At 55.7% G+C, this 21,820-nt stretch carries 20 protein-coding genes and 1 rRNA gene; 6 read left to right on the top strand and 15 right to left on the bottom strand.

The genetic code is table 11. The annotated features are described in order from the left end of the window. From VKV18_RS10510 to hisD, 4 genes are all read right to left on the bottom strand, one after another. Window positions 1–136, bottom strand: a 16S ribosomal RNA gene (locus tag VKV18_RS10510); the annotation flags it as partial. Window positions 137–1,463: 1,327 nt separating this feature from the next. After that, the gene (locus VKV18_RS10515) at window positions 1,464–1,709 is read right to left on the bottom strand and encodes a hypothetical protein (protein WP_324204162.1); all 246 of its coding nucleotides are present in this window, start codon (window positions 1,707–1,709) and stop codon (window positions 1,464–1,466) included. A 40-nt stretch (window positions 1,710–1,749) separates the two neighbouring features. Next, the gene (gene hisB / locus VKV18_RS10520) at window positions 1,750–2,343 is read right to left on the bottom strand and encodes an imidazoleglycerol-phosphate dehydratase HisB (protein ID WP_324204163.1); all 594 of its coding nucleotides are present in this window, start codon (window positions 2,341–2,343) and stop codon (window positions 1,750–1,752) included. Continuing rightward, window positions 2,340–3,629 (bottom strand): histidinol dehydrogenase, encoded by a 1,290-nt coding sequence (hisD, locus tag VKV18_RS10525; RefSeq protein ID WP_324204164.1) that lies wholly within the window; start codon window positions 3,627–3,629, stop codon window positions 2,340–2,342. Before hisD ends, hisB begins: the two co-directional genes overlap by 4 nt. Before the next feature lie 772 nt (window positions 3,630–4,401). Between hisD and VKV18_RS10530 the strand changes: the two genes are divergently transcribed. The 3 genes from VKV18_RS10530 (at window position 4,402) to VKV18_RS10540 (ending at window position 7,011) form a co-directional block, all read left to right on the top strand. Further along, the gene (locus VKV18_RS10530) at window positions 4,402–4,614 is read left to right on the top strand and encodes a hypothetical protein (RefSeq protein WP_324204165.1); all 213 of its coding nucleotides are present in this window, start codon (window positions 4,402–4,404) and stop codon (window positions 4,612–4,614) included. Further along, window positions 4,611–5,027, top strand: a complete 417-nt coding sequence (locus VKV18_RS10535) for a type II toxin-antitoxin system HicA family toxin (protein ID WP_324204166.1) — start codon at window positions 4,611–4,613, stop codon at window positions 5,025–5,027. The genes VKV18_RS10530 and VKV18_RS10535 overlap by 4 nt, the downstream gene beginning before the upstream one ends. Window positions 5,028–5,685: 658 nt before the next feature. Next, window positions 5,686–7,011, top strand: coding sequence for a M48 family metalloprotease (locus VKV18_RS10540; RefSeq protein ID WP_324204167.1), 1,326 nt, complete (start codon window positions 5,686–5,688; stop codon window positions 7,009–7,011). A gap of 4 nt (window positions 7,012–7,015) precedes the next feature. Here VKV18_RS10540 and VKV18_RS10545 read toward each other — a convergent pair whose 3' ends face one another. The 11 genes from VKV18_RS10545 to VKV18_RS10595 form a co-directional block, all read right to left on the bottom strand. Beyond that, window positions 7,016–7,768, bottom strand: coding sequence for a ComF family protein (locus tag VKV18_RS10545; RefSeq protein WP_324204168.1), 753 nt, complete (start codon window positions 7,766–7,768; stop codon window positions 7,016–7,018). Then, window positions 7,752–8,312, bottom strand: a complete 561-nt coding sequence (locus tag VKV18_RS10550) for a PAS domain-containing protein (RefSeq protein WP_324204169.1) — start codon at window positions 8,310–8,312, stop codon at window positions 7,752–7,754. Before VKV18_RS10550 ends, VKV18_RS10545 begins: the two co-directional genes overlap by 17 nt. A 73-nt stretch (window positions 8,313–8,385) precedes the next feature. Continuing rightward, window positions 8,386–8,868 (bottom strand): DUF7577 domain-containing protein, encoded by a 483-nt coding sequence (locus tag VKV18_RS10555; protein ID WP_324204170.1) that lies wholly within the window; start codon window positions 8,866–8,868, stop codon window positions 8,386–8,388. Window positions 8,869–9,167: 299 nt separating this feature from the next. Further along, complete coding sequence (locus VKV18_RS10560) at window positions 9,168–10,235, bottom strand: NAD-dependent epimerase/dehydratase family protein (RefSeq protein WP_324204171.1); 1,068 nt, start codon at window positions 10,233–10,235, stop codon at window positions 9,168–9,170. A gap of 861 nt (window positions 10,236–11,096) precedes the next feature. Next, window positions 11,097–12,122, bottom strand: a complete 1,026-nt coding sequence (locus VKV18_RS10565; RefSeq protein WP_324204172.1) for a glycosyltransferase family 2 protein — start codon at window positions 12,120–12,122, stop codon at window positions 11,097–11,099. A gap of 69 nt (window positions 12,123–12,191) precedes the next feature. Continuing rightward, entirely contained in the window at window positions 12,192–13,229 is a 1,038-nt protein-coding gene (gene gmd / locus VKV18_RS10570; protein ID WP_324204173.1) for a GDP-mannose 4,6-dehydratase, read from the bottom strand. An 85-nt stretch (window positions 13,230–13,314) separates the two neighbouring features. Beyond that, complete coding sequence (locus VKV18_RS10575; protein WP_324204174.1) at window positions 13,315–14,289, bottom strand: SDR family NAD(P)-dependent oxidoreductase; 975 nt, start codon at window positions 14,287–14,289, stop codon at window positions 13,315–13,317. After that, window positions 14,286–15,506 (bottom strand): glycosyltransferase family 4 protein, encoded by a 1,221-nt coding sequence (locus VKV18_RS10580; protein WP_324204175.1) that lies wholly within the window; start codon window positions 15,504–15,506, stop codon window positions 14,286–14,288. Before VKV18_RS10580 ends, VKV18_RS10575 begins: the two co-directional genes overlap by 4 nt. A 240-nt stretch (window positions 15,507–15,746) precedes the next feature. Further along, complete coding sequence (locus VKV18_RS10585) at window positions 15,747–17,039, bottom strand: acyltransferase (protein WP_324204176.1); 1,293 nt, start codon at window positions 17,037–17,039, stop codon at window positions 15,747–15,749. A 373-nt stretch (window positions 17,040–17,412) separates the two neighbouring features. Then, window positions 17,413–18,360, bottom strand: coding sequence for a glycosyltransferase family 2 protein (locus tag VKV18_RS10590; protein WP_324204177.1), 948 nt, complete (start codon window positions 18,358–18,360; stop codon window positions 17,413–17,415). Window positions 18,361–18,376: 16 nt separating this feature from the next. Further along, window positions 18,377–19,630 carry a polysaccharide ABC transporter ATP-binding protein gene (locus VKV18_RS10595; RefSeq protein ID WP_324204178.1) on the bottom strand — a complete coding sequence of 418 codons (1,254 nt, stop codon included), beginning with the start codon at window positions 19,628–19,630 and terminating at the stop codon, window positions 18,377–18,379. A gap of 261 nt (window positions 19,631–19,891) precedes the next feature. Between VKV18_RS10595 and VKV18_RS10600 the strand changes: the two genes are divergently transcribed. The 3 genes from VKV18_RS10600 to VKV18_RS10610 form a co-directional block, all read left to right on the top strand. Next, on the top strand, window positions 19,892–20,434 hold the full coding sequence (locus VKV18_RS10600) for a glycosyltransferase family 2 protein (protein WP_324204179.1): 543 nt from the start codon (window positions 19,892–19,894) through the stop codon (window positions 20,432–20,434). Then, entirely contained in the window at window positions 20,404–20,892 is a 489-nt protein-coding gene (locus VKV18_RS10605; protein WP_324204180.1) for a hypothetical protein, read from the top strand. The genes VKV18_RS10600 and VKV18_RS10605 overlap by 31 nt, the downstream gene beginning before the upstream one ends. Window positions 20,893–21,197: 305 nt before the next feature. After that, window positions 21,198–21,820: Gfo/Idh/MocA family oxidoreductase (locus VKV18_RS10610; RefSeq protein WP_324204181.1), on the top strand; the 623-nt coding region annotated here is incomplete at its 3' end.

Here is a 21,820-nt window from a genome sequence, read left to right on the forward strand (position 1 = left end):
TGTAGGGCAGGTTGCCTACGCGTTACGCGACCGTTCGCCGCTAGAGACACCCCTTGCAGGGTGCCTCCCGCTCGACTTGCATTTCTTAGGCACGCCGCTAGCGTTCGTCCTGAGCCAGGATCAAACTCTCCGTTGAAAACCTTATGTCAAGCCGATTCTTTGTTTGGGCTTCCCTACGGTCGCCTTCAACAAAGCCGGCTTCGACTTCGAGATGTTTTGCAAAAACCTGGCTGTTTTTATAAGGCGCAAGGTCATTCCCTTCCCCTTGACGGGGAAGTATCATGACGTTGCTCCGTCACACGCGACTCGATTCTTAAGGAACTGTGCTTCCCGGCGTTTCCCTTTGGAAGCGTCGGGCCTGACAATCTGAAGTTTGCCCACATCGCTGCAGGCTCCCTCCAGACGCCCGCATAATATACACCAGCTCTTGCGTGTTTGTCAAGGGAATGTGGAAAGAATTTTTGTCCCACCGTTCCTATATATCCTTGCCCCGTCTGTACCCGACCGCATCCGCGAAAACTTAGCCTTCATAGGGTAGCGCTGGCTTTTCCTCTCTCAAGTTGGGGTGGGGGCTTGTCGGAGGCCGGCCTTGAAGATCCGGTGATACGCCTGTCATTTCGAGCCGAAGGCGAGAAATCTTGAGTTTCCATTCCCACCCGTTCTGAGGACGAGTGCGTGTGCTTTGAGGGGTAAGGAGTGGGGCTGACAATCTCACGGTTCTAGAGGCAGTTAGCAGAGCAAGCTTATCTTGCTCGCCCCCTATCCCTTCCTTTCGTCTTGCAGACAGCAATGCAGCGGCCAGAGAGATAGGGGCTGGTGAGACTGACAATTGCTTCGGTTCTAGAGGCAGTTAACCAAGCAAGCCGACTTTGCTCGCCCCTATCCCTTCCTTTCGTCTTGCAGACAGCAATGCAGCGGCCAGAGAGATGGGCTTTGAAGGAAACGATTCTGGCCGCTGAGTTGCCCACCGCGAGGTGCCCCTCTCCCAAAGTGGGGGAGGGGCGGGGGGCTTGAAGAGCCAGCGATACGCCTGTCATTTCGAGCCGAAGGTGAGATAAACAACTGTCATTTCGAGCCGAAGGCGAGAAATCTTGAATTTCCATTCTCTCCAGTTCTGAGGGGTACAGGGTGGGACTACAGAGACTGTCAATCTTGCGGTTCTAGAGAAAGTCAGCAAAGCAAGTCTACTTTACTCGCCCCCTATCCCGGCCTTTCCCCCTATCAGGGAGAAAGGGGGCAGTTATGGTTAGTTTCCGAAGGGAAGATTATCACAGAAAACTGCCAATGAACTTACTGGTCTCCCCTCTCCCAAATTGGGGGAGGGGGAGGGCGCCCTGCCCCAGAAAATCTTGCGATTTTCTGGGGACCCCAGTGCCGGCCTTGAGGGGAGTGGGGGTGGGAGCTGGTAAGCCAGCCTGCCTCGTTCGCCCGCTACTTTTTGGCATATAGCGATAAGCCCACGTCTAGTGACTTGAGTTGACCTCTACGATAGGCCCTGATGGGCTTGGAGTGGAGAGCTTTTTCTCGATCTGGAGGAGGTTTCCAGAGACCTGTTTGGCGTTGGCGTTGGTGATATGGATCGCCCAGCGTACGGCACCGATCAGTACAAAGAGCAGGGCCATCAACAACAAAACGCGCACGATAACACTCTGTCTATGGGCAGGCTCTTCCCACTCTAAACCGACGTCCCTCTGTTCCTCATCTTCCATGGTCAAACCCTCCTGCCTCTTCACCTTCCGGCGAGGCCGTCTATAGCACTCCCTTTGTCGAGGGCACCCCTTTCACCCGCGGGTCTATGCTGCAAGCTTGGGCAAGCGCTCGCCCAAACGCCTTAAAGGTCGCCTCAATGATGTGGTGGGTGTTACTTCCCGCCATTTGACGAAGATGGATTGTCCAGCCCGCATGCAGGGCCACCGCGCGGAAGAACTCCGGCACCATCTCGGTGGTAAAGTCGCCCAAACGCGGTGTGGTGAGCTGAAGGTCCCAACTTAGGTGGCCTCTTCCACTGATGTCAATGGCGCATAGCACAAGCGCCTCGTCCATCGGCACAATGGCGTGTCCCATGCGCACCAGGCCGCTGCGGTCGCCCAAAGCCTGAGCCAATGCCTGCCCCAGCACGATGCCGGTATCCTCTACCGTATGGTGGTCATCAATATGCAGGTCGCCGTGGGCTTGCACGGTAAGGTTCATCAGGCTATGCCGAGCGATATGGGCCAGCATGTGGTCGAAAAAGCCCACGCCCGTAGTGCCCTCGAAGCGCCCTTCGGCATCGAGAGCGATCTCAATATGTATATCGGTTTCTGCGGTTTTACGATGTAGGGTGGCCTTACGGGGTGCGCTCATGGGGTCTGCTCCTGTCGCGCTTCAGCGGCCCGCGCATGGGTTTCAAACCCCTCGGCGCGTGCCAGCAGAGCGAGGGAGGGAATAAGAGGGTTCAATGTTTCCGGCGTCGCGTAGATCACACTGGTTCGCTTGAGAAAGGTCTCTACATGCAGAGGAGAGGCATAGCGTGCCGTGCCACTGGTGGGCAGCGTATGGCTGGGGCCGGCCATATAATCCCCAAGCGTCTGGGGCGTGTAGTCCCCCAAAAGCACCGCCCCTGCGTTTTTCACCGCGCCGAGCAGCGCCAAAGGCTCGCGCACCATGAGCGCGAGATGCTCTGGGGCGCAAGCGTTAGCCAGCGCGAGGGCCTGCTCCATCGTTTCGGTAACAAGCAGAAGACTGTTATGCTCCAACGCCTGCCGCAGAATGGGGCTACGCGGAAGCTGTTCCAACTGCCGCTCTATCTCGGAAGCCACGGCAGCCACCAGCGAAGCGGAGGGAGTGATGAGATAGCCGGCACAGGCCGGATCGTGCTCTAACTGGGTGAGGATATCGAGCGCGACAAAAAGAGGATAAGCCCCCTCATCGGCCACAATGCACACCTCACTAGGGCCGGCCAACATATCTATATCTACCACTCCCCAGAGCAGCTTTTTGGCGGTGTTTACCCATACATTCCCCGGCCCCACGATCTTATCCACCGCGGGCACCGTTTGAGTGCCATAGGCCATCGCGGCCACCGCCTGCGCTCCCCCCACGGCAAAAACCCTATCCACCCGCGCCAAAGCGGCAGCCGCGAGGACGAGGGGCGCGATGCGGCCCTCTTTCTGAGCCGGTGAGCAGAGAACCAGCTCCTTTACACCGGCGACCCGTGCGGGTAAGGCGGTCATCAGAACGGTGGACGGATAGGCGGCCGTTCCTCCAGGAACATAGATACCAACCCGCTCCAACGGCCGTATCAGTTGGCCGGTCACCCAGCCGAGTCGGGCATCCATCCAGCTTGTGCGTTTCTGGTGCTCGTGAAAGGCTGCGATATGGCTTGCCGCCTGCTCCAGAGCCGCCCGGAGCGCTGGGGGCAGCGCCTCAAGCGCCTGTTGCAGCGCCTCCGGCGGCACTTCGAGCGAGGCCAATTGAGGGGAATCGAACCGACGCCCTAGCTCTAAAAGCGCCGCATCGCCTTCCGTGCGCACCCGTTCTATTATTTCGCGCACCCCCCGCTCGACCTCCGGATTGTGCTGCAGGGTGGTACGTCGTACGGCGGCACAGGCCTGTTCAAAACCGATCTCGGCTACGTTTACAATGCGCACAATAGGTTCTAGCTTCCTTCCCATGCGAATAACAAAGTATACCTGCCTTAAAAAGCTGAAGAGAAGTTCTCATCCTTCCCAAGGGGAGTGAGACTGCCGATCTCACGGTTCTAGAGGCAGTTAACAAAGCAAGTTAGCTTTGCTCGCCCCCTATCCCTTCCTTTCGTCTTGCAGACAGCAACGCAGCGGCCAGAGAGATGGGCTTTGAAGGAAACGATTCTGGCCGCTGAGTTGTCCACCGCGAGGTGCCCCTCTCCCTGATAGGGGGAGGGGCGGGGTGGGGAGGCTTGAAGAGCCAGTGCTACGACTGTCATTTCGAGCCGAAGGCGAGAAATCTTGAATTTCAATCCCTACCGGTTCGGAGGGGAATGGGTGGGGCTGATGAGACTGCCGGCTTTACAGTTCTAGAGGCAGTTAACCAAGCAAGTTAGCTTTGCTCGCCCCCTATCCCGTCCTTTCCCCCTATTAGGGAGAAAGGGGGCGGTTGTGTTGAGTTTCCGAAGGGAAGATTATCACAGAAAACTGCCAATGAACTTATTGGTCTCCCCTCTCCCAAATTGGGGGAGGGGCGGGGGGGTGGGGGCTGTTGGGCCAACCCTTGAGCGCAGCACCGTCGGCCTTAAGGGGTGGTGGGGTGTAGGCTATAATAGTGCAGTGTACTCGGATAGTGAATGACACCACTGAGTTCCGTCACCGGGCAACCAACAGGCACCCTAGAACCCATTGAAAGCGTATCGTTTCCAAAAGGCTAAGCTATAAGGCGCAGAAAGCTATGAAAGATAGCGAGATCATCTTTATTGTGGTGGAGTCGCCGGAAGGCGGCTACGAAGCCCATGCGTTAGGACATGCCATCTTCACCGAGGCCGATGACCTTGCAAGCCTGCGTGAGCAGGTGCGCGATGCCGTTCGCTGCCATTTCGATGAGGAAGAACGACCCACGATTATTCATCTCCACATGATCCGTGACGAAGTTATTGCTGTATGAAGCTTCCGAGAGATGTGGGTGGTGAGGAGCTATGCAACTGTTTGGCTCGTTACGGCTATCGCACCGTCCGTCAGACAGGCAGCCACATACGCCTTGTTTCTACCTTCAAGGGAACCGAGCATCAGATCACCATACCGGCCCATCGGCCCCTTCGGGTGGGAACGCTCAGTAGCATTCTTAGAGAAGTCGCCGACTACTTGGAGATCGAGCAGGGTGTTCTTATGGAGGAGCTTTTCGGGAAACGTGAGACCTGCACACCCCAAACACACGATAACGACAACCTCTCGGGTCTAGAGGCAATTGGCAAAGCAAGCCTGTCTTGTTCGCCCCCTATCCTGTCCTTTCCGCCCTGCAGACAGCAACGCAGCGGTCTTAGCAGACGGCACAGCAGCGGCCTGAGAGATGGGGATTAAGGGGGTGAATCAGGCCGCTGAGGCGGAGGGCGTGGGCCTTGAGGGGCGGGGGGGTGGGGGCTTGAAGAGCTAGTGCTACGCCTGTCATTTCGAGTCGAAGGTGAGATCAACAACTGTCATTTCGAGCCGAAGGCGAGAAATCTTGAATTTCCATTCCCACCAACTCTGAGGGGTGGGGCAGGTGAAACTACCGGCTTTACAGTTCTAGAGGCAGTTAACCAAGCAAGTTAGCTTTGCTCGCCCCCTATCCCTTCCTTTCCCCCGATTCGGGAGGTGCTAGCGCACGGCGCAGCAGCGGCCAGAGAAATAGGCGGGTAAGGCAATCTTCCTGGCCGCTGAGGGGAAGGGCGTCGGCCTTGAGTTGCCCACCGCGAGGTGCCCCTCTCCCAAATTGGGGGAGGGGAAGGGCGTCGGCCTTGAGGGGCGGGGGGGTGGGGGCTGCAAAATGCCGACGTCAAAGCCCCCCTCTCATCCCCTCGCACGCGGGGGGGGGGAAGCTGGTCATCTCTCCCCATGTAGGGAGAGAGGCGGAGAGTGGAGGCGTTGAGAGATGGGTATAAAAACTTGATGGATACGAAAAAGGGGTAAAAAACGTCTATTAAAGTAGGGTATTGTGTAGATAGGAAAATGCGCCCTCTTAGGCGAAAGGTTGCACAAAATGAGCGATTCGGATGATAGAGGCCTTTTTTGGTCTAAAGAAAGCCGCCTTCCTCTCAAGGCCAACGGTGCAGTGCTCAGAAAATCTCGCGATTTTCTGACGAAGGGAGCCTTTCCCCTCCTCGGCCTTGTGGCTTTTGTTGTGAGCTTGCTGTGGGTTCGCCCAGGCTATGCCCAAACATCCACCACGGCAACCAAGCCCAGCCCAACGTCCGAGAACGGCCCCATCACCTATACCCCCGATACCGATCCGGAGGTGAAACTGGGTAAAGAGGCCGCACAGCAGGACATGAAGCAGCTCAAGCTCATAACCTCCGGCCCAGAGTACGAGCGCCTCCAGAAAATAGGCCAAGAGCTGGCCAACGTCGCCGATCGCTACCCCATTCCGGCGCTCTGGGGCTACCCTAACTTCAAACCCTTTAAGTTCTCCTTCTATCTGGTAGATAATAAGGATGTGAACGCCTACTCCTACCCCGGCGGCTTTGTTTTTGTGGATAAAGGCCTTATGGATTTCGTTCACTCCGATGACGAGTTGGCCGCCGTGCTCGCCCACGAAATGGGGCACGTTATGCACCATCACATTCTTAAACTGCTGCACGAGCAGGGCAAGCTTCAAAACATCCTCACCCCGTTGCAGTTGGCTGCCATCGGAATGATCATCGCCGGACATTTCGCCGACAACAGCACCGCCGGGGCCGGCTTTTTCCTGGCCAACGGCTCGCAGCTCTACCAAGTCGCACGTATGAACGGCTATTCGGTGCACGCCGAAGAGGATGCCGACCACTACTCCATTCTGCTTCTTACCCACACGCACTTTGACCCCGCCGCCATGTACACCTTTATGAGCCGCCTGGCCAACACGGAAACCCCGCAGGAGTTAGGCATTCTGCGCGATCACCCTCCTACCCCGCAACGTGTGGAGGCCGCCAAAAACCTGCTAGAAAGCCTTCACATTCCGCTTAGCATCACCACAGCCGACCCGGCTTGGCGCGCCAATGTTACCGACATCAAGAAGGGCAGCGACGATCTGGCGCAAATTAGTGTGAAGGGCATCGTGGTCTGCAGTGTTGTTGGCCTCAACGGAGAATCGGCACACGACCGCGCCGTCGCCCTCGCCACCAAGCTCGATCAGCTTCTGGATAGCGGCCTACAAGCTTATGAAATTCACTACGCCCCAAACGGTGAGGGCATTATGTTGCGCAACACGCTCTTTCTGACCCAGGCCGATGCACAAGCGCAAGGGACTTCCCTAGAGCAACTGAAGCAGTCGCTCGGAAACGCGATCATCCAGATCCTCCAGATGCGGCAGATCGAGTTCTCTAATTAAAGGCTTAATCGCGTGCAACGGCAAGCGCCCATACGCGCGTCGCTCCGGCCTGCTTCAACAGTTTGGCGATCTCGCCTAAAGTCGCCCCGGTCGTTATAACATCATCCACTAAGGCCACAGAAAGTCCCCGAAATCGCTCCGGCTCGGTCACCTCAAAAGCGCCCACCACGTTCTCCCGTCGGGCCGCCGCCCCCAATCGGGTTTGAGGGCTTGCAAACTTTACGCGCCTCAAACCACCGGTCTCCAGTCGCCAACCTTTTTCTTTCGCAAGATAGTAGGCGATCCGCTCCGATTGGTTGTACCCTCGTTGGCGCAAGCGCTTGGGATGAAGCGGAACCGGCACCACAATATCAAAGGTGAAACCGCCGGCCTGCGGGGCGTCTTCGGGGATCGCCTCGGGATCGAAGGAACTGCCCAAAAGATGGGCTAAGGGGGCAGCCAATGAGGTGCGTCCTCCGTACTTCAACCGATGGATCGCCTCCCGAAGGCTTCCGCTATAACGTCCGAACGCATACGACCATTCCCATGCCGGCCCTTGACCGGCAGCACATCGTAGACACCAGCTTGAGGCCCTTAGTGTGGGCGCCCCACAACGAACGCAAAACGGAGGCGGCAGGGGTTCAAACGAGGCGATGCAGGTGGCGCATAGCGCTCCATCGGGCAACAACTCGCCACATAGCAGACACTTTGGGGGATAGACAAGGTCAAGCAGACCGTGGACGCAAAGTGTGGCAAACGCCTTAACGTCCACTTTCATGGCGCGGCAGGGGTTCCAACAGCACAAAAACCATCTCGACGCAGTTGGGAACATGGTGCAGGGGAATGAGCTGCAACCGCTGCGCCATGAACTTCTCGGCCACCCGCACCGGCCCCTCGATACAGTGGGGCGCTTTAAACCGCGCCAACGTGGGGGCACCGGCCTGAAACAGTCCTTCCATCTCAAGGCGCTGCAAAACCTGTTGGTGCAACACGTCGGTACAGGTGCATTCCAGCACCTTTTGCGGGGCCAGACCGGTTATTACGGCCAAGGCACGGTTCCAGCGCACGATCTTTCCCGATCTATCGAAGGCAAAGCAGGGCTGTGATAGACGTTCCACCAGTTGATCGAGCGTTTCTCGAGCGCTTTCGGCCATACGCCGCGCGTGTGCCGCATCGGCCCGCAACACGGCTTCCAGAGCTTCCTTTTTGGATGCACGTTTAGGCAGATGCTCTCCGTTAGCAACCACCACGGCCACAGGGGCAACGTCGCCGGCTGTTTTTTGGCTTGCAGGCGGGGTTTGGTTGTGCTCTGAGGTTTTCAAACTTCGCTTCTCCGAACGGGCAAACTGGGCTTTCACTGTTAGTTTTTGGTAAATGCAGCTACTTTCCTCAGGCCTAATTCCTGCCAAGGCCCCCACCAAGCCCCCCGCCGAGGCCTCCCCCATTGGCGCCCTGCAGACTGTGGATGAGGGAAGGCAAGCTGGAGAGCATGGAGGTAAGCGACTGAAGCCCCACAAAAAGCAGCAGGAGATGAAATACCATGGCAACACAGCTCCAAAGGACGCAGAACTTGCCGATCTGCTGGCGCTGGCGGTTGTCGCTCATCATCATGAACGCCCATCCGATGGGCAACCCCACATAGGGCAGCGTAATGGCCAGCCACAGCGCCGCCCGCTTGGCCATGCCTTCATCACCGGCTAAAGCGGTTGGAGGCACGTAGGCACGCCCGGCCTCCGCCGTGCCGGCGCGTGGGGGCGGGTTCCCCATAGTCGGAGCCACCCCTGAAAGCGGCGATTGGCACTTCCAACAAAAGGAAGCGGTATCGAAGTTGTTGGCGCCACAACGTGGGCACACAATACGTCCAGAGCTAGCTGCCATGATAGATTTCCTTTCGCCATTCCCTACCCGATCTCCTCCATAAAACGAAGACAAGGGAACCATCGCCTTTGAGGCGATTGCCCACGCCCTCGATGGGAGGGCAACCCTCTGCGAGGCTCGGAGCGTTCCGCAAGCAACCCCCCAACGTCCCTGCCCGTTCCAAAAACTCACAGCCCCGTCACAACCACGCGGGCAAGCCACCCCCGTTAGGGGGTGGTCCTTGACTCCACCTATAGTTTTGATACGGTTTAAAGGAGGTTTCTCGGCACAGGAGGTCGGCAGCTGCCGACAGGCCCTTCTCAGCGGGAAGCGCCGGCCTTCAGGCGTTCCACCCACGAGGCATGAATCTCTTCAAAGATGTCGGTGAGGCTTTTCGAGAGGTTCCATTCGGGATAGTGCGCTCGCATTTTGGAGAGGTTGCTGATGTAGCAGATATGATCGCCCTCACGATTTTTATCCACATACTCATACACCATCTTCTTGCCGGACACGGCCTCGGCCATCTGGAAGGCCTCAAGAATAGAGCAGCTATTCCCTCGGCCTCCGCCCAGGTTATAAACCTCTCCACACCGTGGATTGCGGATAAAGGCGTGAATGAAGCGGGCCACATCGTAGGAGTGGATGTTGTCGCGCACCTGTTTGCCCTTATAGCCGTAGATGGTGTATTTGCGCCCTTCCAAATTGCATTTAATGAGATAGCTCAAAAAACCGTGCAGCTCCACACCGGAGTGGTTTGGCCCAGTGAGGCAACCGCCGCGCAGGCAGCAGGTGCCCATGCCGAAGTAGCGGCCGTACTCCTGCACCATAATATCGGCGGCCACTTTCGAGGCGCCGAAAAGGGAGTGCTTGCTCTGGTCAATGCGCATCTGTTCGGTAATGCCATCGTAATCTTCGGGGCGAGCATAGTCCCAGCGAGTCTCCAGCTCCTTCAGGGGAAGTTCGTTGGGCGCGTCGCCGTAGACCTTGTTGGTAGACATATGCACGAAGGGCGCTTCGGGGCAGAAACGGCGGGCTGCCTCCAGCAAGTTCATTGTGCCTACGGCGTTGGTATCGAAATCCTCAAAGGGCATGCGGGCCGCCAAATCGTGCGAGGGTTGGGCGGCCGTATGCACAATGGCATCCGGCCGGAGGGTCTCCATTAACTCCAAAACCCCCTGCCTGTTACGGACATCCAGCTCATGATGGATGAAGTTAGGCAACTCTCTTTGTAGCCGCTGCTGGTTCCAGCGCGTATCGCCCTGGGGGCCGAAAAAGAGGGCACGCGCGTTGTTGTCGGCCCCGTGCACCTCCCAGCCCTCATGGGCAAAGTAGGTGCAGACCTCTGAACCGATCAATCCCGACGAACCCGTCACCAGAATCTTTTTCATCGTACCTCCCTCTATTTTTAGTGTAGCATATCCTCCCTCCATTCCTTCCCCCAGGCTCACTATCTGCAGGCCGCAAGGACGGGATAGGGGGGCGCGCAAGGGAGGCTTGCTTGGTTAACTGCCTTTAGAACCGCGAGATTGGCAGTCTCACCGACCCCACCCCCATCTCTCAGAACCGGTAAGGGTTGAAATTCAAGATTTCTCGCCTTCGGCTCGAAATGACAGGTGTCTTCGGATCGAAATGACAGGTGTTCATCTCGCCTCCGGATCGAAATGACAGTCTTATTGCCAGTTCTTCAAGCCCCCACCCCCCCGCCCCTCCCCCACTTTGGGAGAGGGGAGACCAGCAAGCTCATTGTCGGTTTTCTATATGATAATCTTCCCTTCGGAAACTCAACACAATCGCTCCCTTTCTCCCTGATAGGGGGAAAGGAAGGGATAGGGGGCGAGCAAGATAGGCTTGCTTGGTTAACTGCCTCTAGAACCGCGAGATCGGTAGTCTCACCGACCCCACCCCCATCTCTCAGAACCGGTAAGGGTTGAAATTCAAGATTTCTCGCCTTCGGCTCGAAATGACAGTTGTTCATCTCGGCTTCGGCACGGAATGACAGTTGTTGATCTCGCCTTCGACTCGAGATGACAGTCGTATCGCCGACTCTTCAAAGCCCCCACCCCCACTCCCCTCCCCCAATTTGGGAGAGGGGCACCTCGCGGTGGGCGCCTCAGCGGCCTGTGTCGTTTCCTTCATCGCCTATCTCGCTGGCCGCTGCATCGCCGTCTGCAAGACGAAAGGATGGGATAGGGGGCGAGCAAGGGAGGCTTGCTTGGTTAACTGCCTCTAGAACCGCGAGATTGGCAGTCTCACCAACCGAAGAGCCGAAGTGCGCGCTGAATGAGCCGAACCCTACGATCATCTCGCCGCCCTTGTGTGGCCGCCAGCCAACGGTGCACTCTCTTCTCGAAGGCGCTTCTTGGGTCGGCAAGCAGCCCCGGTGCTACCTCGCGCCCCATCGCACGCGCCTTTTCCTCCCAATCTACGTCCCACAGGTCTATTTTGCGGAATTTGCGCGTGCCGTGCTCCAGCAACATCGTCACGATCTCGGCATCCCACCAGTAGTAAGGCGCCTTCGATTCCTCTTGCAGCGCCTTCCAATCAATCCCTTGCCGTTCGTAGCCTTCCAGCCACTCCTTTTGTACCGGATGCATCTCTTTGGGGTCTCTGGCATCCATATGATGGTATTGACGATAGATGGTGATCGGGCGTTTTGAAGGGTAGGTTAAGCGCTCCCAGGCCTGATACCACCGCTGCTTGCTTTTCATCCGCTCCCAGTTGATATATTGAAAATGGAGGAGTTTGATCTCTTTCCATACAATGCGATGACACCCCTGAGGTTGTGGTAATCGGGTGCTATGGATCCGCTCTCCACTATGCTCGGCTCCATCGTCTACAAAGCCATACGGAATAGGATATGGAGGAATCCAGCACTGCTCAAATCCAGGGTAGATGTTCGCCCAATCCATAAAGATCGCCGTGCCTCCCGGTGCGCTCCATGCCTCCATCCACTCTGCACTTTGCGCCCAATTGGCCGTCAGGGCTTCATCCGCATCGAGGGCGAGCAGTAGCCGCCTCCCCGGAATTTTGCGAGCCTCGTTCAAAAGCAGACGTTGTCGCGCACCTTCATCATACTGTGGAGAGTTGTTATCTATGAGGGTAACCTTAGGGAAGCGTAGGGCGATTTCGCGAGAGCCATCATCCGAGCACTGATCGGCAAGCACAATATGATCGGCCCACAGGCTGGCGCTGGTCAAGAACCGCTCCAGAATCCACGCCTCATTTCGCACCGGCGTGAGGCAGATGATGGTCGGTTTGTGCGGATCGGCGGTCATGAGAGCAGATGTCCTCTTTTATAGTATTGCCCATGCTTAGGGGGCTGCCCGAAGGCGCGGGCACCGTTTTTACTGGGAATCGAGCACACCGCGCGCGGCACGGTCGAGGTCGGTGCGCACCATGTTCTCCACAAGTCCCTCGAAGCTCACCTCTCGATGCCAACCCAGCTTCGTCTCGGCCTTCTTTGGGCAGCCCAGCAGCATGTCTACCTCGGCGGGGCGGTACAGTTTGGGGTTCACCCGCACGATCTCCTTGCCGGTTTTTCGGTCTATGCCGCGCGTGTTTTCCGCCTCGCCCTCCCACACGATATCGAAGCCGGCGTAGCGCGCCGCTATCTCCACAAACTCACGAACGGTGCGCGTTTCGCCGGTCGCCAGCACATAGTCATCGGCCTGTGGCTGCTGCAGCATAAGGTACATGCCTCGAACGTAATCGCCGGCATATCCCCAGTCGCGTTTTGCATCCAGGTTGCCCAACTCCAACACATCCAGCTGCCCATGCCGAATGCGCGCCAGCGAGGCGGTGATCTTTCGGGTTACAAAGTCCTGTCCTCGCAAGGGCGATTCGTGGTTGAAGAGAATGCCGGAAGTGGCATGCATGCCGTAGGATTCTCGGTAGTTCACCGTTATCCAATGGGCATAGAGTTTCGCTACCCCATAAGGGCTTCGTGGGTGAAACGGCGTCTCCTCGGTCTGCGGCACTTCTCGAACCTTACCGAACATTTCGGAGGTAGAGGCCTGGTAGAAGTGCGCCTCCGGCCGCACCTGTCGCAAGGCCTCCAGCAGTCGGGCAGTGCCCAAAGCATCCACATCGCCGGTATAGATGGGTTGCTCGAACGAGGCCGTTACAAAGCTTTGGGCGGCTAGGTTGTAGACCTCGTCCGGCTTCACCTGCTCGATGCAGCGCAGGATGTTGGAATACTCCAGCAGCTCCAGCGACACCAGCTTCACGGCGTTGGCGATGCCCAGCTCGGCCAACCGCCATAAATTAATCGAGGCGCTGCGCCGATAGGCCCCGTAGACCTCGTAACCGTGGTCTAACAGCAGTTTCGCCAAGTAGGCTCCATCTTGACCGGTGATTCCTGTAATCAGTGCGCGTTTTGCCATTTCGTGTTCCTTCTTCTCGTTTTTCGATCCTCTCTCAGCTGTTGACGGTCTTCTTATCTGTAGGGGTTCGGAGAGAGCGGCCCGGCTAGGATGGATAGGTTCGGTCGAACCAGGCGATCGTCTCTTGCAACCCCCGTTCTAGTGTGTACCATGGAGTATAGCCAAGGCGACACAAGCGCTCGATGGAGACCTCCCAGCGTTGGGCGTCGCCCACCCAGCTCGTGCCCGTGTACTCGATGCGGGTCTTCCCTTCCAGACCACGGGCTGCGATGATCGCATGTGCCAGCTCTGTCACCGAACAGTTTTTACCGGAGGATACATTGTAGGCTTGGCAGCATTCTCCCTTTAGTGCAAGGAGCAGCAATCCCTGCACGGTATCGGCAACATAGGTAAAATCGCGAATCTGCTTGCCTGTCCCAAGCACCTCCAGCCGATTCGGGTCGCGTTGAAGCTTTTTTAAGAAATCCAACACGACAAACCTCGCCATGCGCGGTCCGTAGGCGTTGAACAGCCTTGCTATCACGGTGGGAACCTGATAGACGCGATGCATGATCTGCGCTGTGATCTCGGTGTTGAGCTTGCTGGCGCCATAGGGCGATATGGGTTTCAGAGGCAATTCTTCGGTGATGGGAAACGATTCCGGTTCTCCGTACACCGCACCGGACGAGGCGATAACCACCTTTTTACAGTCCGTGCGCTCGCGGAGGGCGTTGAGCAGGCGAAACGTGCCTAAACAGTTTGCTTCAAAATCGTAGACGGGGTCTTGAACGGAGTTGGGCACGGAGGCGTTGGCAGCCAAGTGAAACACGTAGTGCGGCTGGGTTTTGGCGAGGATCGCCCCTATGGCATCCGCATCGCGTACGTCGCATTCGACCTCGGTTATCCGGTGGCGGACGGCCTCCAAATTGCGCCAGTTGCCGGCCTGGAGATTATCCACCGCAGTCACCTGCGCCCCGAGGGCAACCAGATGCTCCACCAGATGCGACCCAATAAAGCCGGCGGCTCCTGTCACCAAAACAGAAGTCCCCTTAAAACTCTCTTGGAAAATGGCAAGAGTCATACCGGCACGGTTTCTCGACTTTCTATAAGATGGGTGTAGAGTTGTAGGAGTGCCTTCGTAACAGCCGGCACCGAGTATTTCTGGCGCACCTGTTCTCGGCCATTCTCACCGAGACGCGCGCGTAAATTCGGGTCGGCAAGCAGTTTGATCAGGGCTTCAGCCACCTCCTCCGGCTTTTGAGACACATTGCACCCCGCCTCGTTGCCCTCCACCAGCTCCGGCAGACCGTGCGCCATGCCGCCCACCACCGGCTTTCCATAGCTCCAGGCCTCAAGGTAGACCGTCGGCAGAATTTCGCTGAGAGAGGGCATGCAGAAAACATCGCAGGCCGCAAGGGCATCCGCTTTTTCCTGAAGGCTCACTTTGCCGAGAAAAACGATGCGTGGGTCGGTCGCCTGGAACCAATCCACCGTGCCCGGCCCGATAAAGACGAAACGCGCCTCCGGAAACCGTTGCCACACCAACGGAGCCGACTCAAAGACCGCCCTGGCCCCTTTCTGAGGCATCATGCGCCCCACATAGAGCACCATGGGAACCCCCTCTAACCCGTGGCGTTTGCGGAACCCCTCTGGGTCTGCGCTCTCCGGCAGTTCCGGGGAAACCCCGATCACATGGGTTTTCTCTCGCGGTACACCGATGGAGACGAGATAGTCGCGATCGGTCTCCACCAAGCCGATAACGGCATCGGCCTTTTGATAGTAGGCGATGTCTTCCGGGCCATCGCCCCACTGATGTGGATGGCAAAAGGGCGTACACACAAAGGGCACGCCGGCCCGCTTGGCCGCCTCTTGCGCCGTCCAGCCCAAATAGCCGCCCGCCAACGAGTGCACCACATCCTTATCGCGAATAAGGGCGAGAAGCCTTGGCAGATAGACCCTACGATACCACGGATACCCGAAGCGATTCAGGGGATGGTAGGCCACACTGCAGAGTTTGGGAATGCACCGCACGGCGATGGGCAACATGCGAAGCCGGTCTAGCGGCTTGGGTGTGAGGGAGTGCACGAAAACCGGACCATCCTGGTAGCTAGGGTAGGCGGGAACGAGCAGGCTTGTGCCCAAAACGGCCAACCGATGCGGCAACCTTTGCTGATGAAAATTTCCTGCGGCAACCTCTACCTGGTGAGCCTGACTCATGGCATGCGCTATCTGGCGGGCATGCGTTTCCACCCCCCCGATAAACGGATGATAGTTCGGTGCCACGATCAGAATTCGCATTCCTCACTCCCGTCATAGGCCTGTTTCGGTCTCTATTATTATAGGCTATTGAAAGCGTTTTCCGTCTCTGTTCGGAAGATTCATAACGATTGACGAGTCTTTCGCCGCATCTGTCACGTTATCGGCAGAAAAAGGGCAAAAGTTTAGAGAGCGGTTCGGCTTCTGGTTGCCGTCATCGCTTTCTGCGCAGGCCCTTCCTCCCCGCCCCAGATGGGCGAAAGACGAAACCCAACCTCCCGTTTACGACTTGCTTTCGGAAAGGCTCTGTTCCAGCGACTTCGCCTGCCCCTTACGCAGGTGCGTCGGCATAAACGGACGCTCGAAAACAAGATGGAAGAGATAGGCAAGCACAATACATAGAGGAAGGCCAGCTAAGAAAAGTTCAATTGTGAACAAATTGCCAGTGAGATGCAGTATACGCCCTATTTTATCCATAATGGCCAGGCAAGGGACATGTATGAGATAGAGACTATAAGAAAATGTCCCTAAGAAGATAACCTCACGACGATGAAGAAAACGTAGTAGCTGATTGTCTGGTAATCCCTGTTGCAAATGATATGTACTGCCAATGATAAAGCAAGATGCTGCTAAGCCTACTAGTAGATCGATGGGGAATTCGCATCCTTTACCTAAATGCCAGTTTGTTACAACAAAAAGCCTCAGGTGAGGATTGTGTTCGACAAAACGACGCTGATCAACTAAAAAGAGATAGGCAAGACTGCCGAAAACTATAGCAAGCTTATACCAATGGAAACGTTTTCTAAGGGCATTTGTTCTCGGCGCGTTCCAGAACCCAATGATAGCCGCTGCTACACCAAAGGCAAAGTCTCCTATCAACCAACTATATGTACCTCCGAAGTGAAAATAGTAGCCACATAACCCAAATGCCCATGCAAAAAGAATCATGACCGTAATTCCGAAACGTTTCCAGAGAGGAAGAAGCAAAAGGGGAAACCAAAAGTATATCTGCCACTCTACCGCGATGCTCCACATCGGAGAGTCAAACTTTGTTTGCCACTCACCACTAAAATTATGAACTAGGAAGACGTGAGAGATAATTTGTGGAAGAGTATGGACTGGAACAGAGAGATCCCAAAATGAGTGAAATTTCATATTCATACGCGGAAAAATGAGGAGAAGCAAGGAAACAAGTAGCAAGGCAGCATAGTAGGGCGGAAGAATGCGTCTAGCACGTCGCTTGAAGTAGTCCCACATCCCTTTGGGCATATGGCCGTCTTGAGTCCTTGCAATGGGAAGCATGAGGACATAACCTGAAAGAACGATAAAAATTACAACAGCCTCATGACCGAAACTAAGCAGGGTAAAATAGGCAAGTTTTAAAATTTTGCGGATAATTGGATTGACAAACAATTTTTCATTGTCTGTCGCTATGTAATAATAAAGCATAGCATGACTAGTTGCAACATACAGAGCTGCCATGCCTCTGAGACCGTCGAGAAACTCAAGTCGCAGACGAGGGGCTTCTGTTGCCAAAACTGGCTCTTGCCGAACCGGAGCGCTTACTGTAGTCATGAAGGCATCCTCCAAACCCTATTCCGCGATAAAGTCATCGCCTATAAATGAACGCAGATTTAGGATAGTGCATTATAACACGAAACTTCCCTTTTATCATCGGCAGGGCAAAGAGTTTTTTGAGCCTCCATTTCCACGTGTTGCCCCAAAGCTCCATCCTAACCTATCGGTTGCTTCTGACAAGACTATACCCTCCCATATCAGGGAGAGGGGAGACTAGCAAGTTACTAGCGGCTTTCTATGATAAGCTTCCTTTGGAAACTAACCACAATAGCCTCCTTCACACCATAGAAAAACGTTTGCACGTTGAATAGACGCCTTAGTCCCCACTCTGTGCAGCATTAAAAAGATTAAGTAGTCTCATTGCGCTCAACTACTTCGGTGGAAACATCAAGCCCTTTACATACCGCTTCACCGCCCCACCCCAAAAACGGGCGGCTAATCCCAACTGCCCTTTTTTCAAATGGCGCCAGCCTGCTCGAAGTCCAAAATACGGCTCCAGGCGTGTCTCACGAAACCAAAAGGCCTTCTGTAGCATCTGAGCTTGATTCGGCATTAACTCTATGTTTTGGCGCCATTTTGCAAAAAACTTTTGCTTATAGAATTCATATCGTTCACGATATCTTGGAGATGAAGCCGAGCCTTCATGGATACGATATCGGACTAAAGGTTCTTGAATGCAATGGATACGCGCCTGCAACGCGATTTGAACACACAGATCAGCATCCTCAAATTGGACTAAGGATTCATCAAACCCAGAAGTTTTGGCATATACACAACGACGAATCATCATCAACGATGGCAAAATAGGCACTAGACCAAACACAGAAGTTATTGGTGTTTCTGGGTCTTCATCATGAAGCTTACGCACCCCAAGCCTTGACGGAACATAGCGCGGAGGCCACCTGGATTTACTCAGATTACTCGCTATTTTCTGACCATTCTCATCAATGCCACCGGCGCTACAATACACCATGCCTACATCGGGATAGATGTCAAGATACGCAGAAAGAGTTTGTAGCATTTCTGGTTCCATAACATCATCGGCATCGAAAAAGACAAGGTAGTCGCTAGAGGCAGAAGCCTCAAAATACCCATGATTACGGGCGGCACTTACTCCTTTGTTCTCCTGCTGCACTAGGCGTAAACGCGGCTCCAGAGGCAGATAGCGCTTCACCACCTCCACCGAGTTATCGGTGCTGCCGTCGTCTACAATGATGTGCTCCCAATCCTGCAGGGTCTGGGCGCGCACGCTCTCTATCGTCGCCCCAATAAATCGCTCCGCGTTGTACATTGGGGTAATTACCGATACCTTAGGCATGGCTTCTCTGCACCCCCTACGATACGGATAGGCTCTCCTCTACCGGCGTAACGACATGGGTCTTCCAATCGAAATCGGCCAACACCGTGCCGTATCTCAAAGCTTCCTCTGGAGCGGCACTAGGGTAAGGAAGTTGTGGCGCTACCTTAAAGGAACAGGCGTCGGCGAAATAGTCTATCACCTCGTGCCCACCAGGAGGATGAATCTGGATATCCACACGGTATGTCCCCGGCTTAAACCAGGGCGACCGAATGTGCAGAGAACCCTCGATAGCATCCCCTTCCGGAAACTGGTGCTTTACCCACATATCGTCCAACAAACAGACGGAAGCGCCCAGCTCGTTATAGACCTGCGCACATAGGGCCGCGTAGACGGGGTTCTCTTTTCTACGCTCAATACGAAAATGGATGACCTTCTCCTCCTCCGGAGCAAACATCTCCTTCGCAGGACGTACCCATACAAAACGGTACTCCCCAGAACCCGCACGCGTGTTGGGGTCTACCTCCGCCTCACTCCCACCACGATACTCCGACAAGTAGTGCTCGATAGCCCCGGCAACCTCTCCATCGTAGATCACCTCCCCACGACGTAAACACACCGCACGACTGCATAAACGCGACACCGCCTGCATGTTGTGGCTGACAAATAACACCGTCCGACCATCGCTGGAGACATCCTTCATCTTCCCTAAACACTTCTGCTGAAACTCCGCATCCCCTACCGCCAATACCTCATCTACTATCATGATCTCCGTCCGTAAATGCGCCGCCACCGCAAACGCTAAACGAACATACATCCCACTCGAATAACGCTTCACCGGCGTGTCCAAAAACTTCTCTACCCCCGCAAAATCCACTATCGCATCAAACTGACGACGTATCTCCGAACGGCTCATCCCCAATATCGCCCCATTTAAATAGATGTTCTCCCGACCCGTTAGCTCCCCATGAAAACCCGTCCCTACCTCCAACAAACTCCCCACGCGACCGTATAAGTCCACACGACCCCGTGTCGGTGTCGTGATGCGGCTTAGTACCTTTAACAACGTGGATTTGCCGGCCCCGTTCTTGCCGATGATGCCCACCACCTCCCCCCGCTTCACCTGCAGGTTCACATCCTTCAACGCCCAAAAGGTCTCTACGGAGGTGCCCAAATGACGCAGCTTGTGCACCAGGGCAGAAACCAGGGTCAGGTGGTTCTCCCGATTGTGGGCAATGCGATAGGCCTTGCTTAAACCCCGGACCTCTATGGCAACATCCGAAGATGACATCCCCAAACCGCTCCTTCTTTCTCTAAAATGCTGGTGAACCCCTTACAGTGTCGGCCTCTGGGGTCAAAATCTAAACCCCTTTTTCTGCCCCTCACAACACTCTCATTATACTTGATGGAAGGCCGAAACGGTTTGGTTCGCTGAAAAACTGAGGTAAAATAAGACGAAATCTTATCTTTTTGACAGAAGCACCGATAATCGCAAGCAGATTTAGCAAAATGCTGCTTGTCTACGAACCGAATGTCATGAGGAAAAGAGAGTATGCTGCTGCCTCCTTTAGAACCGGACCTGGTCAGCATCATTACGCCAACCTATAATCGGACGGGCTATTTAGTGGAAGCCCTCGCGAGCGCTTTGCACCAGACCTATGCGCATTTCGAGATCATCGTCGCCGATGATGCTAGCACGGAAGATGTGCGAGCCGTTCTTGAGCGCTTTCATGACTCACGCATTCGCTATCGCAGGAATGCTACCCATCTAGGGCAATACGGAAACGTTGTCGCAGCCCTCGCCCAAGTCCGAGGTGAGTTCTTCACCTTTCTGCACGATGACGACCGTTGGGAACCCGACTTCTTGGCCAAAGTGCTACCGCCCTTGCAGCAGGATCGGGACATTACCGTTAGCTTCTCCGATCACTACGTTATGGACGAACATGGCGTCGTGAACCTTTCCCTTACCGAGCGGTTGACCCGCCAATACGGACGCAAACAGCTCGCTGCAGGGCTTCATCGCCCGTTTATGCCCTGCAGATCGCAAAAACCATTCCCTGGGCGATGGCCAGTGTGTACCGCCGCAGCATCTTAGAGACGGCCGCCCTTCCTCCGGAGCTAGGCCCTTGCTTAGATAGATGGATGGGCTACCTCGCTTCTCAAGGCGGGATGGGCGCTTACTACATCCCGGAACGGCTTACCTACTATCGGGTGCATGCGGCTTCTTACACGGCCTCTACCAAACAAAGCCTTCAGCAGACGATAGAGAGGCAACAAGGCCATATCTATTACAGCAAGCGGCTCCTAAACGATCCAGCCTATAAGGCATTTTACGGTTCCCTACGCAGGGCGTGCAGCATCAATTTTCTGGTTCTAGCCAACGCCTATCGAGCCTATAACCGCCAAGCGGAAGCTCGCGCGCACTATATTCAGTCCCTGCAATGGCACCCAAACCTCAAAAGCCTGGCCGGTCTGTTGCTGTGCAGTTTGCCGTTACCGAATCGGCAAAAAGATGGCGCCGTTCAGCAGCCTCACGGTTCTAGAGGCAGTTAGGCTAAACCCACCTTATGGATGCCACGGTTGATTGGGCAGGCACAAGGCCTCCTTACAGGTTTCCCTCGCGATTGTAGGGGCGGGTGCCAAACCCGCCCCTACAATGGGTGGCATCGGCGTTTCGGCGTTGGTGAGGATTGACAGGGTAGGGGCGGGCAGTTGCTGCCGGTGAGGTAAAATGGGGGTAGGGTGGCTTCTCCGTCGGTGAGGATTGAAAGGGTAGGGGCGGGTTTGATACCCGCCCCTACAATGGGTGGCACAGACGTCGAAATGTCGGTGAGGAAAGAAAAAGGGAGAGGGAGCGTATGACGAAAAAGGCGCTTTTGGTGGGCGCAGGCGGTATGGGGCGCGCCTGGGCGCGCAATTTGAAAGAGTGCGATCAGACGACCTTGGTGGGTTGGGTGGACATCCGGCCAGAAGTAGCCGATCAGGGCGTCCAAGAGCTAGAGCTTTCCGGCATCTACATTGGAGACGACCTTAAAAAGGCCATTGAGGCCACAAAGCCCGACTTCGTAGTGGATGTAACCATCCCCGAAGCGCATCACGATGTGACCATCACAGCGCTTGAGGCCGGCCTGCCGGTGTTGGGGGAAAAGCCCATGGCCCACTCGATGGAGGCCGCCCGCGAGATGGTTGCGGCAGCGGAGCGCACGGGCAAGCTCTACATGGTGAGCCAAAGCCGGCGCTACGACGCTCGCATTACCGCCTATCGCAGGCTTATTCGCGAGAACCTCGGCCCCATTGAGATTCTCAATTCGGATTTCTACTTAGGGCCGCACTTCGGCGGCTTTCGTGACGAGATGGACCATGTGCTGCTGCTCGACATGGCCATCCACACTTTCGATGCGGCTCGCCATCTCAGCGGAGCCGACCCGGTTTCGGTGTATTGTGAGGAGTTCAACCCTTCTTGGAGTTGGTACCGTGGGGC

The sequence above is a fragment of the Chthonomonas sp. genome (assembly GCF_035294505.1).
Lineage (GTDB): Bacteria > Armatimonadota > Chthonomonadetes > Chthonomonadales > Chthonomonadaceae > Chthonomonas.

What these genes read in the sequence shown, in the direction of transcription:
- hisB (WP_324204163.1), bottom strand. Translation starts at nt 2,343, where the DNA reads ATGAGCGCACCCCGTAAGGCCACCCTACATCGTAAAACCGCAGAAACC.
- VKV18_RS10575 (WP_324204174.1), bottom strand. Translation starts at nt 14,289, where the DNA reads ATGACTCTTGCCATTTTCCAAGAGAGTTTTAAGGGGACTTCTGTTTTG.
- VKV18_RS10600 (WP_324204179.1), top strand. Translation starts at nt 19,892, where the DNA reads ATGCTGCTGCCTCCTTTAGAACCGGACCTGGTCAGCATCATTACGCCA.
- VKV18_RS10555 (WP_324204170.1), bottom strand. Translation starts at nt 8,868, where the DNA reads ATGGCAGCTAGCTCTGGACGTATTGTGTGCCCACGTTGTGGCGCCAAC.
- VKV18_RS10530 (WP_324204165.1), top strand. Translation starts at nt 4,402, where the DNA reads ATGAAAGATAGCGAGATCATCTTTATTGTGGTGGAGTCGCCGGAAGGC.
- VKV18_RS10595 (WP_324204178.1), bottom strand. Translation starts at nt 19,630, where the DNA reads ATGTCATCTTCGGATGTTGCCATAGAGGTCCGGGGTTTAAGCAAGGCC.
- VKV18_RS10545 (WP_324204168.1), bottom strand. Translation starts at nt 7,768, where the DNA reads ATGAAAGTGGACGTTAAGGCGTTTGCCACACTTTGCGTCCACGGTCTG.
- VKV18_RS10565 (WP_324204172.1), bottom strand. Translation starts at nt 12,122, where the DNA reads ATGACCGCCGATCCGCACAAACCGACCATCATCTGCCTCACGCCGGTG.
- VKV18_RS10515 (WP_324204162.1), bottom strand. Translation starts at nt 1,709, where the DNA reads ATGGAAGATGAGGAACAGAGGGACGTCGGTTTAGAGTGGGAAGAGCCT.
- VKV18_RS10560 (WP_324204171.1), bottom strand. Translation starts at nt 10,235, where the DNA reads ATGAAAAAGATTCTGGTGACGGGTTCGTCGGGATTGATCGGTTCAGAG.
- gmd (WP_324204173.1), bottom strand. Translation starts at nt 13,229, where the DNA reads ATGGCAAAACGCGCACTGATTACAGGAATCACCGGTCAAGATGGAGCC.
- VKV18_RS10605 (WP_324204180.1), top strand. Translation starts at nt 20,404, where the DNA reads ATGGCCAGTGTGTACCGCCGCAGCATCTTAGAGACGGCCGCCCTTCCT.
- VKV18_RS10590 (WP_324204177.1), bottom strand. Translation starts at nt 18,360, where the DNA reads ATGCCTAAGGTATCGGTAATTACCCCAATGTACAACGCGGAGCGATTT.
- VKV18_RS10540 (WP_324204167.1), top strand. Translation starts at nt 5,686, where the DNA reads ATGAGCGATTCGGATGATAGAGGCCTTTTTTGGTCTAAAGAAAGCCGC.
- VKV18_RS10580 (WP_324204175.1), bottom strand. Translation starts at nt 15,506, where the DNA reads ATGCGAATTCTGATCGTGGCACCGAACTATCATCCGTTTATCGGGGGG.
- VKV18_RS10585 (WP_324204176.1), bottom strand. Translation starts at nt 17,039, where the DNA reads ATGACTACAGTAAGCGCTCCGGTTCGGCAAGAGCCAGTTTTGGCAACA.
- VKV18_RS10535 (WP_324204166.1), top strand. Translation starts at nt 4,611, where the DNA reads ATGAAGCTTCCGAGAGATGTGGGTGGTGAGGAGCTATGCAACTGTTTG.